16 protein-coding genes and 1 other annotated feature (1 of these 17 cut by a window edge) are annotated in these 13,848 nt (G+C 35.5%); of the genes, 5 read left to right on the top strand and 11 right to left on the bottom strand.

Annotated features, from left to right (window positions below):
* Positions 1-117, bottom strand: a binding site (T-box leader); it reaches 110 nt to the left of the window's first position.
* Positions 118-163: 46 nt separating this feature from the next.
* From TY11_RS02020 to TY11_RS02010, 3 genes are all read right to left on the bottom strand, one after another.
* A complete protein-coding gene (locus tag TY11_RS02020) occupies positions 164-694 on the bottom strand; it encodes a GNAT family N-acetyltransferase (protein ID WP_042142344.1) in 531 nt (176 codons plus the stop codon).
* Between the two features lie 115 nt (positions 695-809).
* Complete coding sequence (locus TY11_RS02015) at positions 810-1,295, bottom strand: DUF456 domain-containing protein (RefSeq protein ID WP_042142342.1); 486 nt, start codon at positions 1,293-1,295, stop codon at positions 810-812.
* 17 nt (positions 1,296-1,312) lie between these two features.
* On the bottom strand, positions 1,313-1,936 hold the full coding sequence (locus tag TY11_RS02010; protein ID WP_042142340.1) for a glycerol-3-phosphate acyltransferase: 624 nt from the start codon (positions 1,934-1,936) through the stop codon (positions 1,313-1,315).
* Positions 1,937-2,103: 167 nt separating this feature from the next.
* Here TY11_RS02010 and TY11_RS02005 point away from each other — a divergent pair, with 167 nt between their 5' ends.
* The gene (locus TY11_RS02005) at positions 2,104-3,084 is read left to right on the top strand and encodes a ring-cleaving dioxygenase (protein ID WP_042142337.1); all 981 of its coding nucleotides are present in this window, start codon (positions 2,104-2,106) and stop codon (positions 3,082-3,084) included.
* A gap of 58 nt (positions 3,085-3,142) precedes the next feature.
* Here TY11_RS02005 and ytzI read toward each other — a convergent pair whose 3' ends face one another.
* Entirely contained in the window at positions 3,143-3,319 is a 177-nt protein-coding gene (gene ytzI / locus TY11_RS20010) for a YtzI protein (RefSeq protein ID WP_081755799.1), read from the bottom strand.
* A 415-nt stretch (positions 3,320-3,734) separates the two neighbouring features.
* Here ytzI and ehuB point away from each other — a divergent pair, with 415 nt between their 5' ends.
* The 4 genes from ehuB (at position 3,735) to ehuA (ending at position 6,973) form a co-directional block, all read left to right on the top strand.
* Entirely contained in the window at positions 3,735-4,595 is an 861-nt protein-coding gene (gene ehuB / locus TY11_RS02000; protein WP_042142335.1) for an ectoine/hydroxyectoine ABC transporter substrate-binding protein EhuB, read from the top strand.
* A 220-nt stretch (positions 4,596-4,815) separates the two neighbouring features.
* Entirely contained in the window at positions 4,816-5,442 is a 627-nt protein-coding gene (locus tag TY11_RS01995; RefSeq protein ID WP_042142466.1) for an amino acid ABC transporter permease, read from the top strand.
* Complete coding sequence (gene ehuD, locus TY11_RS01990; protein ID WP_081755798.1) at positions 5,442-6,155, top strand: ectoine/hydroxyectoine ABC transporter permease subunit EhuD; 714 nt, start codon at positions 5,442-5,444, stop codon at positions 6,153-6,155. Before TY11_RS01995 ends, ehuD begins: the two co-directional genes overlap by 1 nt.
* Complete coding sequence (gene ehuA / locus TY11_RS01985; RefSeq protein WP_304413171.1) at positions 6,155-6,973, top strand: ectoine/hydroxyectoine ABC transporter ATP-binding protein EhuA; 819 nt, start codon at positions 6,155-6,157, stop codon at positions 6,971-6,973. The genes ehuD and ehuA overlap by 1 nt, the downstream gene beginning before the upstream one ends.
* A gap of 109 nt (positions 6,974-7,082) precedes the next feature.
* Here ehuA and murB read toward each other — a convergent pair whose 3' ends face one another.
* From murB to TY11_RS01950, 7 genes are all read right to left on the bottom strand, one after another.
* On the bottom strand, positions 7,083-8,000 hold the full coding sequence (gene murB / locus TY11_RS01980; RefSeq protein ID WP_255342647.1) for a UDP-N-acetylmuramate dehydrogenase: 918 nt from the start codon (positions 7,998-8,000) through the stop codon (positions 7,083-7,085).
* A 133-nt stretch (positions 8,001-8,133) separates the two neighbouring features.
* A complete protein-coding gene (locus TY11_RS01975) occupies positions 8,134-8,514 on the bottom strand; it encodes a YbaN family protein (protein WP_042142333.1) in 381 nt (126 codons plus the stop codon).
* A 330-nt stretch (positions 8,515-8,844) separates the two neighbouring features.
* Positions 8,845-9,540, bottom strand: coding sequence for a SurA N-terminal domain-containing protein (locus tag TY11_RS01970; RefSeq protein WP_042142331.1), 696 nt, complete (start codon positions 9,538-9,540; stop codon positions 8,845-8,847).
* Positions 9,541-9,673: 133 nt separating this feature from the next.
* Positions 9,674-10,708: a siderophore ABC transporter substrate-binding protein gene (locus TY11_RS01965; protein ID WP_042142329.1), complete on the bottom strand. Its 1,035-nt coding sequence runs from the start codon at positions 10,706-10,708 to the stop codon at positions 9,674-9,676.
* A gap of 272 nt (positions 10,709-10,980) precedes the next feature.
* Positions 10,981-11,748 carry an iron ABC transporter ATP-binding protein gene (locus TY11_RS01960; RefSeq protein WP_042142326.1) on the bottom strand — a complete coding sequence of 256 codons (768 nt, stop codon included), beginning with the start codon at positions 11,746-11,748 and terminating at the stop codon, positions 10,981-10,983.
* On the bottom strand, positions 11,745-12,701 hold the full coding sequence (locus TY11_RS01955) for an iron chelate uptake ABC transporter family permease subunit (protein WP_042142324.1): 957 nt from the start codon (positions 12,699-12,701) through the stop codon (positions 11,745-11,747). Before TY11_RS01955 ends, TY11_RS01960 begins: the two co-directional genes overlap by 4 nt.
* On the bottom strand, positions 12,688-13,644 hold the full coding sequence (locus TY11_RS01950; protein WP_042142322.1) for an ABC transporter permease: 957 nt from the start codon (positions 13,642-13,644) through the stop codon (positions 12,688-12,690). Before TY11_RS01950 ends, TY11_RS01955 begins: the two co-directional genes overlap by 14 nt.
* Positions 13,645-13,848: the final 204 nt, after the last annotated feature.

The raw sequence follows: 13,848 nt of genomic DNA, 5'->3' as shown, positions 1-13,848 counted from the left end.
CCAATCCAAAGGCGAACTCCAAGGCAGGTTCCAATTTATGTCTATGGAAATTCTCACCAACCATTTCCTCTCTGAATAGACGAGCTAAATTGTACTAATCCTTTTCAACGTTTCGTTATTGTTATTATGTTTAATATAATAATCTACTGAGTGAAAGTCAAGCTTAGCGAAGGAATGCCTTTTCATAAAGTGAAAATTTATCATTTCCTTCACCAATATGACCCATGAATCGAAATCCAGCATCCAGGTAAAATTTATTTAGAGCTTCATTGTTGCCTACACAATCTAGACGAATAAAACCATTTTCAATCGTATGATTTTCATCCATCCACGCTAATAATCTCTTCCCTATTTGTTTATTATGGTGCAGTTGACTTACTGCAAGTCGATGAATGTAAAAAGCATTGTCATTCCGCTTCCCCCACATATCCACATCCCATTCATTTTGCTCATTGGAAAAATTAAAGGTTGCTACCATTTCTTTGTTTTCATTTTCCATAATATATGTATTTCCAGCTAAAATGTCCGCTTCTATTTCATGATCCTCTCCGCCTTCTAGTAGATAACCCCATTGGTCAATACCTTTATCCTGTACCCATTTAGCAGCTGATTTAAGCAAATCTAAAACAGACCCTAAGTCTTCCCGAATTGCTTTTCTAACAATAAACCCTTCTAAGTTATTAGTCTTAAACATCAAATACCATCTCCTTTCATTCACTATAAAGGAATTGTTCTCATTTGCAATCCCCATAAAAGATATAGATATACAGCAGCTTCCGTTCATCATTACCAAAGCCGCTGTATCAAAGTTAGAATATTATGCTAAATATAAATAGAATAATCATCACGATTTGAATAAATACTTTCGCAAACGTTCCACTTAGAAAGCCTAATAATGAACCAATCGAGGCCTTGAATGCTTCATGAATGGTCCTTTTTTGTACCATTTCAATGACGAGAACCGCAATAAATGGAATTATGATAATACCAAATGGCGGTATGATAAAAGATCCAACGATTACAGCGATTGCAGCACCTCGTTCTCCCCATTTACTTCCGCCAAACTTTTTAACAAAGAAACTATTAGCGATAATGTCCGCAGCAAATAGAATGACCGTAAATACAACCATAATGGTCCAGAAAATGAATCCTAATTCATCTTCATTGATACCAAACTGGTACAATAAGAAGCCGATCCATATTAAGAGTACAGAAGGTATTATCGGATAGATAACCCCGATAAAACTTAGTATAAATAGTGCGACAATGATAATCCAAATAATAATATCGACCATTTGTTACCCCCAAGTCATTATTTTGCCTTTTTCTGAAACATGCTAGATAGCTTTTTCTCTTCTTTACTAATAATACGTTTATAATTCTCCAAATGTTTCATAACACTTAACAGGGACAGAAATATTACTATCATTGTTGGCTCAATCCCATAGAAATAATACGTGGTAACTAAAAAGGAGATATACATCATGAGCACACCGATAACCAGATAGTCGGTTGCGAATGTAAAAATTAATAAAATTCCTATACCAATTAGTGCAATCTTCCAGTCAATGGCCAGTAATATTCCCACGAGTGATGCTGTACCCTTTCCACCACTAAACTTCATGGTAACCGGGAAATTGTGACCCACTATAACAGCTAATGCTGTCACATAAACTAAAAGGATCTGAGCGTCTCCAGCTAAGCCATTTTCATTTAAAATATAGAGCATCAACAATACTGCGAGTGTTCCTTTAAATATATCGATTAGTGCAACCAGAATGCCATATTTCCATCCTAATAGAATAGTAGTATTGGATGCGCCTGCGTTTTTAACTCCTGATTTTTTGATATCAATCTTTTTATACTTTCCAATTAATTGAGAGCCATGAATACAACCGAAAACATAACCAATTAGAATACTAATTAGGACATACATCATGTTTCCCCCTTTGTTTTGATAAACATGTGCTAGTATTATTTTAATATAATTGAGTGGAATTGGATACAATCTTTTCTGAGGGATTGAATGTAGACAATTTGTTACATTTTCGGTAAAATAACATTATCTCGAATTAGAGATACTTTAAATAAGGAGGTTTTTATATGTATTTAAAAGGTATTCATCACGTCTCCGCTATTACCGCCAACGCGAAGAAGAACTATGATTTTTATACAAATGTGCTGGGTATGCGCTTAGTAAAGAAATCGATTAATCAGGACGACCCCTCTGTTTATCATTTATTTTACGCAGATGAAATCGGTAATCCAGGAACTGATCTTACATTTTTTGAAATTCCGAACGCTGGGAGGACACATCCTGGAACCAACAGCATTTCTGGAACCTCTTTACGTGTACCAAATGATAAAGCGTTAGAATATTGGGTTGATCGCTTTCATAAATTTAAGGTGAATCATGATGGAATTACAGAACAAAACGGGAGAAAAGTAATTCATTTTCGCGATCATGAAGATCAACGATTAACACTTGTATCAGATGAACATAATCAAGGTGTTTCTGGAGGAAAGCCCTGGAAATACAGTAGTGCATCAGTTGAAAATGGAATAATTGGATTAGGTCCTGTAAAGCTCACCGTTCCTGATGCACAGCCAACTATTTCTGTATTAACAGAGGTTTTATCCTTTGAACAAGTTGGGAGCTATCCATCTTCCATCCAAGGGGAAAGTGATATCCTTATTTTTGCTACTGGTGAAGGTGGAACAGGTGCAGAAGTCCATGTGGAAGAACGAAAAGATTTACCAAGAGAAAGACCTGGCAGAGGAAGTGTTCATCATGTAGCTTTTCGTGTGGAGAATGATGAAGAATTAGAAAAGTGGAAACAACGTTTGGTGGAAGCACGCTTACCGAATTCTGGTATTGTGGATCGTTATTATTTTAAAGCATTATACTTTAGAGAGTGGAACCGAATTCTTTTTGAATTATCTACGGACGGACCAGGATTTGCAACTGACGAGGATGTTGAACATCTTGGTGAAAAATTAGCCCTGCCCCCGTTTTTCGAGGACAGAAGAGAAGAAATCGAGTCCAAATTAGAACCTTTAGATACTAGTAATATATATGATTAGTTATAAAGCTCAGAGTTGCTCTGAGCTTTAGTTAATGTTAAAAAAGTCTATATTTCATTTATTGTGTGGGACGAGAAGTCGAGTCTCCATTAATATCTTCTTTTTCTTCCTCTACATCCGATGGAAGCGGATCAACAGTATGCTTATATCCATAACCCTTATCTAACGTTAAAATAGATAAAAAGACCACAATTACAGTAATCACGATACAAATAACTGCAACTATCCAAATCATGACTATTTTCCCCCTTTGTCGCTAAGAGTCTCTGTTTACTATTCTAACACGATTCCTGCATATTACGATTAAATAGATTAAATCTTTCTGTCGAATCTTCAGGATTCCAGAGCATGAATAACGATTAACTAGTATCTTTAAGAACAAAGGGGCTCTTCCAGTCACACCCTTGTCAATCCGAAATAATTTAAAATTATCTAAAAATATCAAGTTTGAATCCTCTTTTGTAACCCGATACCATTATACATGTAACTGTTTACAACTTACATATACTTTTTACCTACTCCTAATTCATTGGGTTTCTCGTACATTCTACCTCAATCAGTTACTTTCCTTTAACTTTTTTCATCTATTTATCAATACATCTGACCAATGTGTTAGAGTATTTAAAATTTATAGGAGGTCTTTATATTTTATGAAGAAAATATTATTAGCTCTGATCTTATGTTTAACAGTTGCTTTTGTTGCAGCATGCGGGTCAGAGGAAGAAAGCAAATTGGCCAAGCTTCAAGATGAAGGTAAGGTCACAATTGGATTCGCCAACGAAAAACCTTATGCATATGAGGAAAATGGTGAACTTAAAGGTGCTGCAGTGGATATTGCAAAAGCAGTCTTTGCAGAACTTGGAGTAGAAGAAGTAGAGTCGGAATTACTAGAATTTGGTCAGCTTATTTCGGGACTAAACGCTGGTCAATTTGACGTAATAACAGCTGGTATGGCCATTAAGCCTGATCGTTGTGAAAACGCAGCATTTGGAGAACCTGAAATGATGTATGGAGAAGGATTAGTCGTACAAAAAGGCAACCCTCTTAATCTAGAAAGCTATGAAGATATTGCAAATAACCCTGAAGTTACTATTGCTGTAATGCAAGGCGCTACAGAAAATGACTTCTTAAAAGATTCTGGTGTAAGCCCAGATCAAATTCTTTCCGTGCCAGATATACCAGCTTCTATTGCTGCAGTTCAATCTGGCCGTGCTGATGCAACAACAGCAACACAATTTACCCTTCAGGATGCATTTGAATCGGCTGGTACAGATGAGCTAGAGTTCGTAGAGTCTTTCCAACAACCAGATGTAGATGGCGTACCTAGTTATGGGGCAGCAGCATTTAATTTAAACGATACAGAGTTACTAAACGCATATAATGAAGCGCTTGCCGATTTAAAAGCTGATGGTACAGTTGCTGAGTTGTTAGAAAAGAATGGTTTCAGTGCACAAATGAATGTTGTACCAGAAGAAATCACAACTGAAAAGGTCTGCAACGGTGAGATTTAATTTATGATTCAACAAGACTCCATAGGGTTTTTCCCCATTAGGGGTCAGTCCCTATGGAGTTTTTTTATAAGGAATAAGAAGTAATTTCAGGAGATGTCTAGCTTCAGGCGCCAGCGACTAGCGAGACTTCCCTCACCTCCGCACTTCGCTAAGCGGGCGCCTTGCGCTTTTCAAAGGAGTGATTATGATTAATGCATTAATAGAAGTTTTCCCTGTATTGATGAAAGGGATTAATATTACGATTACGGTTTTTATTCTTTCAGCTATCTTTAGCTATCTGTTCGCTTTTATTGCAGGTCTTTGTCGAGTATCTAATAATAAATATGTCAGAGGAAGTACTAGTGTCTATGTGGAAATATTTAGAGGTACCTCTCTAATTGTTCAATTGTTTTGGCTCTACTATGCGATTCCGATGTTATTTGATGTTGGTATTGATAACCGACTCATGGCTGGTGTATTAGCAATTTCTTTAAATTACGGAGCTTATATGTCTGAGATTGTTCGCGGATCTATTCTAGCCGTGGATAAAGGACAAACAGAGGCGTCCATTGCATTAAATCTTTCTCGTGCACAACGCATGAGAATCGTTATCTTCCCTCAAGCTCTTCGCATGATGTTACCGGAGTTTGGAAATTATCTCATTCAAATACTTAAAGCAACGTCACTCGTTTCATTGATTGGAATGACAGATATTCTATACCATGGAAACATCTTAAGAAGTACTAATTTATCAGCAGCACCTACCGTGTATTTACTATTACTAGTATTCTACTTTATTATGGCATTGCCACTAATCTTCCTAACTCGTAAAGGGGAGCAGATTTCGAAGAGAGGAGTGGCTAGTTAATGGACATTAATTGGAAATGGGATATGTTTTTTGAAGCATTTCCTTATATCTTACAAGGATTAGGAGTTACAGTAGGACTAACATTTGCATGTTTTTTATTTGCTTTGATTTTTGGATTTGTATGGGTCTTTTTGAGAAGAATTAAATTCAAACCCGTGAATTGGCTTGTTACTTGGGTGATGGAATTTATTCGATCCACGCCTCCATTGATCCAATTATTCTTTATTTATTATGCTTGGCCAATGGTTCCAGGAATTGGGGTATCCCTTTCTTCGTTCGAAAGTGCTATTCTAGGTCTCGGTATACACTTTAGTACGTATATTGGTGAAGTGTATCGTTCAGGGATAGAGGGAGTTGATAAGGGACAGTGGGAAGCATCTACTGCATTAAACTTTTCAACTAGACAAAAGTGGACTAAAATCATATTACCACAAGCAATACCACCGACAATTCCAATGCTTGGGAATTACTTAATCATTATGTTTAAGGAAGTACCTCTCGCATCAACAATTGGGGTAGTAGGTATCTTAGCTCTAGCAGAAACATATGGTACGGATAACTTCCGCATGCTAGAATCCTATACCATTGTAGCGCTTATTTTCTTAGTGTTAAGTTATCCTTCAGCTATTTTAATTAATAAATTGGAAAAGAAAATGAACCGCCGCTTTAATAAGAAAGCAGCGCTTCAGGAAAGTAAAGGAGCGGTAGTATAATGGTTGAATCATTAAAAGAAGAAAATAATTCAAGTGCCTTCGCATCAAATATGGAACCTATTGTTGAATATAAAAATGTCCATAAATCATTTGGGGATGTGGAGGTTTTAAAAGGACTTGACTTAAATATTTTCCCTGGCGAAAAGGTTGCGTTAATTGGTCCAAGTGGTTCTGGAAAAACTACGATTATTCGTATGCTAATGACTCTAGAGCAACCCACTTCAGGTGAAATTATTGTTGATGGTAAAAATCTTTGGCATATGGAGAAAAACGGAAAACTAGTTCCTGCAAATGAAAAACATTTACGCGAAGTTCGTGGGGATATAGGAATGGTATTCCAGCATTTTAATCTTTTCCCACATATGACAATTCTACAAAATTGTATGACTGCACCAATCCAAGTGCAAAAGGAAGATAAAGAAGGTGCCAAAAAACGTTCGATAGAAATGCTGGAAAAGGTCGGGCTAGGGGATAAATTAGATAATTATCCAAGTCAATTATCTGGTGGACAGAAGCAGCGTGTTGCGATGGCTCGTGCTTTAGTTATGCGCCCAAAAATTATGCTATTTGACGAAGTTACTTCTGCTCTAGATCCAGAGCTTGTTGGTGAGGTTCTAGAAGTTATTCGTGACATTGCCGAAGAAGGTGAAATGGCGATGGTTCTTGTTACACATGAGATGGATTTTGCACTTGAAGTTGCAGATCGAGTTATTTTCTTAGATGATGGTGTAATTGCTGAAGAAGGATCACCGAGAGAGGTTCTTGAAGAATCAGATAATGAGCGATTACAACAGTTCTTGTATCGTTTTAGAAGTTAATTTATTATTCTTTTGGTTTAATAAAAACCATTTTAGGTAATACTAATACAGTAAATATCTTCCCCTTGATATTAAAGAAGCTGTGCGTCAATCGCACAGCTTCACTTTTTTATTCTAAATCCTCACCAATAATCCGTACTTCACGTTCAAGAGAAACTCCAAATTTATCCTTAACCGTAGTTTGAACATGGCGAATCAATCGAATATATTCTTCTGCAGTAGCATTATCCTTATTCACAATAAACCCAGCATGTTTTAACGAGACTTGGGCTCCACCAATTTGAGTGCCCTGCAATCCACTATCTTGAATTAACTTACCTGCAAAATATCCTGGTGGGCGTTTAAACACACTTCCACATGATGGATACTCCAGTGGCTGCTTTGATTCGCGTTTAAAGGTAAGATCATCCATTACTGCCTTTATTTCCTCATAGTTGCCTTCTTTTAAGGCGAATGTACCTTCTAACACAATATAGCCTTTGTCAGGTATATTACTTCGACGATACTCCAAATCTAATTCATCCGCATTTAGAGTCAGTAAATCACCATTTCGGTCAATAACAATCGCACTTTCCAAACAGTCTTTTATCTCTCCACCATACGCACCAGCATTCATGTATAAGGCCCCGCCAACAGAACCAGGTATACCACAAGCAAATTCTAATCCTGTTAGATTTTGCTTTAATGCCTCGCGGGATGTATCAATTATTCTTGCACCACTTTGGGCAATGACCTTTGTACCATCGGTTTTAATTTCGTTTAATTTATTTAGATTCATAACGATACCACGAATACCACCATCTTTAACAATCAAATTCGAGCCATTTCCTAGTAACGTAAATGGTACTCCTTCTTCGTTAGCAATCTTTACAATTCCCATAACTTGCTCATATGTTTCTGGTGTAACGAGTAAATCAGCTCTTCCACCAAGTCGTGTATACGTATGATTCTTTAAAGGCTCATTAACCATCACATTTTGCTCTGATGTAATGTTATTCAGTTTTTCATATACATGATGATTGTTCACTAAAAATCATTCCTTTGTAATATTCCTTAAATTAACCATCTGTACTATTGTAGGTTATTTTTTGCTTTCATGCCACCTTTTAATAATACTTTATCGTATTTATATGCCTGTATATAAATGGCATACCTTTTAATTAAAGATGGGCTTTTACCAATGTTTTTTGTTTTAGGATAAACCACGTAAAATAGGCAGCAATTCCTGCTAATAGTAGTTTCACGGCAACTAACGGTATTACAAAAAAAATGGTGAAAAGCATGGATACCCAAAGTAAGGATACTCCGACAATTTTTGCAGTTAATGGAATACCATTACCTTCTCGATAATTTTTAATATATGGGCCTAAGTACTTATTTGTGATTAACCACTGGTATAATCTATCTGAGCTTCTTATGAAGCAGGCAGCTGAGAGTAGTAATAATGGCGTTGTGGGTATGAGTGGCAAGAAAATCCCTATGACGGCAAGTCCTAGTGATAGTAGTCCTGAGATTACCAAAAATAGTCTTTTTATATACATTTCAACACCAGCTTTTTGATTTTGTTTATATTTATTATATCACTTGGGCTTTTTTAATCTGGCTGAAATTAGTACTTTTTTATGAAAACTTCGCTGTAAGAGCATTTCGGTTTATAATTCAAAACCAGGTTGAAATGATGTTTAGAGCTTCTATTCCTCATTACAATGCAAATCCCATTGCAAAATGATTTATAGCACCTTCTCAATCTTCATTTCTACCCTAATTTCCTGTCAAAATGATGCATTGCATAACACCTCTCTCCATTCTCTCAAAAATTTCCTGTTTAAAAATCAAGAACACATGACAATTTGCCATGTGTTCCCCTTAATTTAGATATGTTTATTAATTTCAGCTTGTTTCATTAGTTCTTCTACTTTTTGTTGAAGTGCATCTGCTTGTCTTTGGGATGTTAATTGGTTTTTGATAATTGGTTCCGCTTCTTCAAATGTCATGATATCATCCATATCTTTCTTTAATTGCTCATATGTTTCTTTAATGTCTGCATCTGTCACTTCTTCTACTTTTATTTCTTGATCCATGTAGTTACTTAATGTTTGAGAAAAGCGAATTTGATCCTTTAATGATTCCTCTGTTAATTTAAATTTCTCAAGATAATCATTAAATGTACCCTCATTTTGTGATTTTAATTCTTCAAACTCTTTTTGAACTTCTTCATCAGAGACTTCAATACCACTCTTTTTCGCTTCCTGTTTTATTAATTCCTGAGCAATAAGCTCGTTCATGGTTACTTCTTTTATATTCTCTTTATCCTCTGTATCTTGGCCAAACTGTGCTACTCGCATTTTTGTTTGTAAATAGATTGCATTATAACGGTCACCTTTAACTTCTGAGTCATTTATTTCAACCACAACTTTGTCGTCCGCGACCATTTCATCTTTTTCCATCGTAACTTCCTGTGGATTTGTATTGGCTTCTTTACTATCGTTATCTTCCTTTTCGTCGTCGCCACATGCAGCTAATAATATGATTAACCCTATTACAAGTATACTAATTATCTTTTTCATGATATACCTCATTTCCTAAAGTTGTATTTCTATTCAAACATAGTTGGTATGTAAAATGCAAGAAAGGCTGTTACAATATGAAAGAGCAACCCATGTTTAAAACCGGATTGCTCTTGATATCTATATTATTTACCTATTTTAATTCAGCTAGAATTTCCTCAATTTTAGCTAGTTCAGATTGTAAACCGCCACCACTTAAATACCATAGCGGACCATCTAAATAAACTACACGATCATTTTGATAAGCAACCGTTTGTTTAATAATGTCATTTTCTAAATCTTTATCAATATTAGATTCCCCACCTACAGCTGCGGTACGGTCAATTACAAATAATACTTCTGGATCAAGTTCTAGAATAGCTTCAAACCCAAAGTTAGAACCATGAGAGGAAGATTCAATATCCTCTGTTACCGGTTGGAATCCATATACATCATATACATACCCAAAACGAGAGTTTGTAGAAAATCCTGATAAATTACCCTCATTGTACATCGTTACTAAGCTAGTTTCGTAATTTCCAGCTAGGTTTTTAACCTCTTCTAACGCTGCATCAAACTTAGCTAGGTATTCTTCCGCTTCTGCTTCTTTTTCGAACATTTTAGCTGCAATATCGACAGAAGCTAAAAACGTGTTCCAGTAATCTTCTTGTACCGCACCAACAAATACAACATTTGGAGTGATTTCTTTTAATTGTTCATAGTAAGGAGCTTGACGGCCAGAGATAAAAATAACATCAGGGTCTAAGGCTGCAATATCTTCAAGTAACGGTTCTTTTAATGTACCGATACTTGCATACTCATCACCTGCATATTTTTCAAGGTGTTCTGGTAATGTAGAGTCTTTCGCAACCCCAACAATTCCTTCCACACCAAGTGCATCTAATGTATCCAAGAAACCATAGTCAAACACAACAATATTTTTAGGTTTTGACTCAAATGTTATTTCATCAAACGTATAAGATTCACTTCCATCTCTGTTTTCACTAGCACCTACAGTTGGAGAAATAGTCATTGGATATGCAGAACTAGCATCGTCTGACCCTTCTTCAGCTGTTTTAGTATTACTGCTAGAATTTTCTTCCTCTTTATTTGAATTCTCTCCGCCACATGCAGCAAGAACAAAAATAACCAATATAAACATGATGCTTAACAATTTCCAATTTTTCATTTAGGTTTCCCCCTATATGTATTTTCATTAATAATGAGAATCATTATCACTGATAACTATTCTCATTATATGTCGGTGTTTACCAATAGTCAACATAAAAATGAAATATTTTCTAAAATATTTTAACTAATCAGTGAATCTATTGAGAGACACGGGTTTCATCGCTTTTACTCAACTAATTCTCAATAGTCCCATAAAAAAACGTCTTAAACAAATAGCCGCTATATACGAACTCTTTAGTTAAGACGTTTTCATCTTATTTTACATTAGTTTTATCCATGAGAATTAAAATATACACAAATACGACAGCCATTTTGCACTTGAACTGGAATATCCATATCGTAAATTTCCCGAAGAGAAGTTGAATTAATAATTTCACTAGTAGGACCATCTTTTACTAGTTTTCCATCCTTTAAAGCAACAATACGATCGGAATAAACTGATGCAAAATTAATGTCGTGCAATACAATAACAACCGTTTTACCAAGTTCATCAACAAGCTTACGTAAAATCTTCATAATTTGAACGGAATGTTTCATATCTAGGTTGTTTAATGGTTCATCAAGTAATATATAATCTGTATCTTGTGCAATAACCATCGCAATAAATGCTCGTTGCTTCTGTCCACCAGATAGTTCATCTATAAACTGATCCTGCATGTCACCTAAATTCATATAATCAATAGCTTTGTCTACGTATTTTTCATCTATTTCTGTTAGACGACCTTTAGAATAAGGATAACGTCCGAATGAAATCAGTTCTCGTACAGTTAAACGCACATTCATAAAGTTGGATTGCTTTAAGATAGAGACACGTTTTGCAAACTCATCTGATTTCCACTTTTTCACATTATTTTGGTCTAGTAATACTTCACCTGTATCTGCTTCTAATAGACGACTGACCATGGACAACAATGTTGATTTACCTGCACCATTTGGCCCAATAAACGAAGTAATCGTACCAGGTTTAATAGTGAGTGAAACCTTTTCCACAACGCTCTTCTTTCCATAGCGCTTTGACAATTCTTTAATATTAATCATCTTGCAGCCCTACTTTCTTTAAGTAATAAGTAAATGAAGTATACACCACCGACGAAATTAATAATTACACTTAATGTTGTGCGTAATTCAAGTATATGTTCAACGAGGAATTGCCCTCCAACTAACGCAATAATACTAATTAAACTCGCACCTAAAATTAAAACCGAGTGCTTGTATGTTACTAAAAACTGGTAGGATAAGTTTGCCACAATTAATCCAAAAAATGTAATGGGGCCGACTAATGCTGTTGATGTAGCAATCAGTACCGATGATAAAATCAAGATGTTCATCACCATTCGGTCATAATTTATTCCTAGGTTCATCGCGTTCTCACGTCCAAGTGACATAACATCCAGCTTTGTCATGATACGGAAACCATAAACAAATGAAGCAATTAAAATAACAATAGCGATATATAATAATTCTGCTTTCACTTTGGTAAAGCTCGCAAATAGCATAGACTGTAGACTTAAATATTCAACCGGATCAATTATTACTTGTAAAAATGTAACGAGACTACCTAACAGCGTACCGATAATCATCCCAATTAGTAGTAGCAAATAAATAGGATGTTTATCCGAGCGGAATAGAAATCTGTAAAGTATTAGCGCAAATAAAACCATTGCAACTATAGCTGCTCCAAAGTTTAAATATTTATTAACTACCCATATCGACATGGAACCTGCAAAGAAGTATATCAACGTTTGGACTACTCCATACATGGAATCCATCCCCATAACAGATGGGGTCAAGATACGATTTTGAGTTATCGTCTGGAACACAACGGTAGCATATGATATCGCAACACCAGTCACAATCATTGCAGTAATCTTTAAAACACGCCTAGGAAAGGCATAATCAAAGCCACCTTTGATATCATAAAATGCATAAAGCAATATAGAAATAATGGCTAATATCGTTAATGAAATTAACTTTAGACTATTTTTTCGCATATGCTCTCCCCCTAAATAACATCACTAGGAAGATCGCACTTCCGATTACGGCAACAGTAACGTTTACTGGTATCTCATACGGATGGATGATGACTCGCCCAATAATGTCACAGATTAATAGAAACACAGCACCTAATGCCATTGTATGGGGGATAGTTTTTCTTAAATTGTCACCCATATAAAGCGAAACAATATTTGGTACAATTAGCCCTAAAAATGGTATAACACCTACAGTTAACACGACAGATGTTGCAATGATGGCTACGAGAACTAGCCCGATATTTAACACGAACTTATAACTTAAACCTAAGTTCTTGGCAAAATCCTCTCCCATACCAGCTACTGTAAATTTATTCGCATACAGGTACGCTAATATAATCGCGGGAACACTTACATAGAGCAGTTCATAACGACCTGCAATTATTAATGTAAAGCTCCCCATTAACCAAGATGATATATTTTGAAGTAAATCTGCTTCGTACCCCAAAAATGTAGTTATGGATGACAAGATGTTTCCATACATTATCCCAATTAATGGAACAAAAATGACATCTTTAAATTTTATACGATCTAAAATTTGCATAAAAATAAATGTTCCTGCCAATGCAAATGCAAAACTAAAAATAATTTGCTGTGTATAGGTTACATTCGTTAAGAATAACATGGAAATCATAATTCCTAACTTAGCCGCATCTAATGTCCCAGCTGTTGTTGGGGAGACAAATTTATTACGACTCAAGCTTTGCATGATGAGTCCAGCAATACTCATTCCCGCCCCCGCCAAGATAATCGCAAGTAAACGTGGTACTCTACTCACTAAAAAGATTTGTAGCTTATCAGATTCAAAGTCTAGCAAATCACTTATACTTATATCTATAGCACCTATAAAAAGCGATATGATGGACAGGACTATACCTAAAATTATTAACATCCACAATTTCATATGTCTTCCTCATAACCTGTTTATTCTTAGAATATTAATTGAAAATGATTATCATTCCAAGTACAACACTAATTATATAAATAGAACACAATAAAATCAAGCACATAAGGTAACCGGTATCACCATTAATGAAAAACTTCTACAAATAAAGTTCATAAATACTGCTCTTATTCGTTTCGTGAGTGCTGAAATCACAATCAAAAT

The sequence above is a fragment of the Paucisalibacillus algeriensis genome (assembly GCF_000577245.1).
Taxonomy (GTDB): domain Bacteria; phylum Bacillota; class Bacilli; order Bacillales; family Amphibacillaceae; genus Ornithinibacillus.
The sequence above is the reverse complement of the archived record's forward strand: the minus strand, read 5'-3'. Positions and strand labels throughout refer to the sequence as shown.

What these genes read in the sequence shown, in the direction of transcription:
- ehuB (WP_042142335.1), top strand. Translation starts at nt 3,735, where the DNA reads ATGAAGAAAATATTATTAGCTCTGATCTTATGTTTAACAGTTGCTTTT.
- TY11_RS02015 (WP_042142342.1), bottom strand. Translation starts at nt 1,295, where the DNA reads ATGGTCGATATTATTATTTGGATTATCATTGTCGCACTATTTATACTA.
- ehuA (WP_304413171.1), top strand. Translation starts at nt 6,155, where the DNA reads ATGGTTGAATCATTAAAAGAAGAAAATAATTCAAGTGCCTTCGCATCA.
- TY11_RS01950 (WP_042142322.1), bottom strand. Translation starts at nt 13,644, where the DNA reads ATGAAATTGTGGATGTTAATAATTTTAGGTATAGTCCTGTCCATCATA.
- TY11_RS02010 (WP_042142340.1), bottom strand. Translation starts at nt 1,936, where the DNA reads ATGTATGTCCTAATTAGTATTCTAATTGGTTATGTTTTCGGTTGTATT.
- TY11_RS01960 (WP_042142326.1), bottom strand. Translation starts at nt 11,748, where the DNA reads ATGATTAATATTAAAGAATTGTCAAAGCGCTATGGAAAGAAGAGCGTT.
- TY11_RS02020 (WP_042142344.1), bottom strand. Translation starts at nt 694, where the DNA reads ATGTTTAAGACTAATAACTTAGAAGGGTTTATTGTTAGAAAAGCAATT.
- TY11_RS01965 (WP_042142329.1), bottom strand. Translation starts at nt 10,708, where the DNA reads ATGAAAAATTGGAAATTGTTAAGCATCATGTTTATATTGGTTATTTTT.
- ehuD (WP_081755798.1), top strand. Translation starts at nt 5,442, where the DNA reads ATGGACATTAATTGGAAATGGGATATGTTTTTTGAAGCATTTCCTTAT.
- ytzI (WP_081755799.1), bottom strand. Translation starts at nt 3,319, where the DNA reads ATGATTTGGATAGTTGCAGTTATTTGTATCGTGATTACTGTAATTGTG.
- TY11_RS01995 (WP_042142466.1), top strand. Translation starts at nt 4,816, where the DNA reads ATGAAAGGGATTAATATTACGATTACGGTTTTTATTCTTTCAGCTATC.
- TY11_RS01975 (WP_042142333.1), bottom strand. Translation starts at nt 8,514, where the DNA reads ATGTATATAAAAAGACTATTTTTGGTAATCTCAGGACTACTATCACTA.
- TY11_RS01970 (WP_042142331.1), bottom strand. Translation starts at nt 9,540, where the DNA reads ATGAAAAAGATAATTAGTATACTTGTAATAGGGTTAATCATATTATTA.
- TY11_RS02005 (WP_042142337.1), top strand. Translation starts at nt 2,104, where the DNA reads ATGTATTTAAAAGGTATTCATCACGTCTCCGCTATTACCGCCAACGCG.
- TY11_RS01955 (WP_042142324.1), bottom strand. Translation starts at nt 12,701, where the DNA reads ATGCGAAAAAATAGTCTAAAGTTAATTTCATTAACGATATTAGCCATT.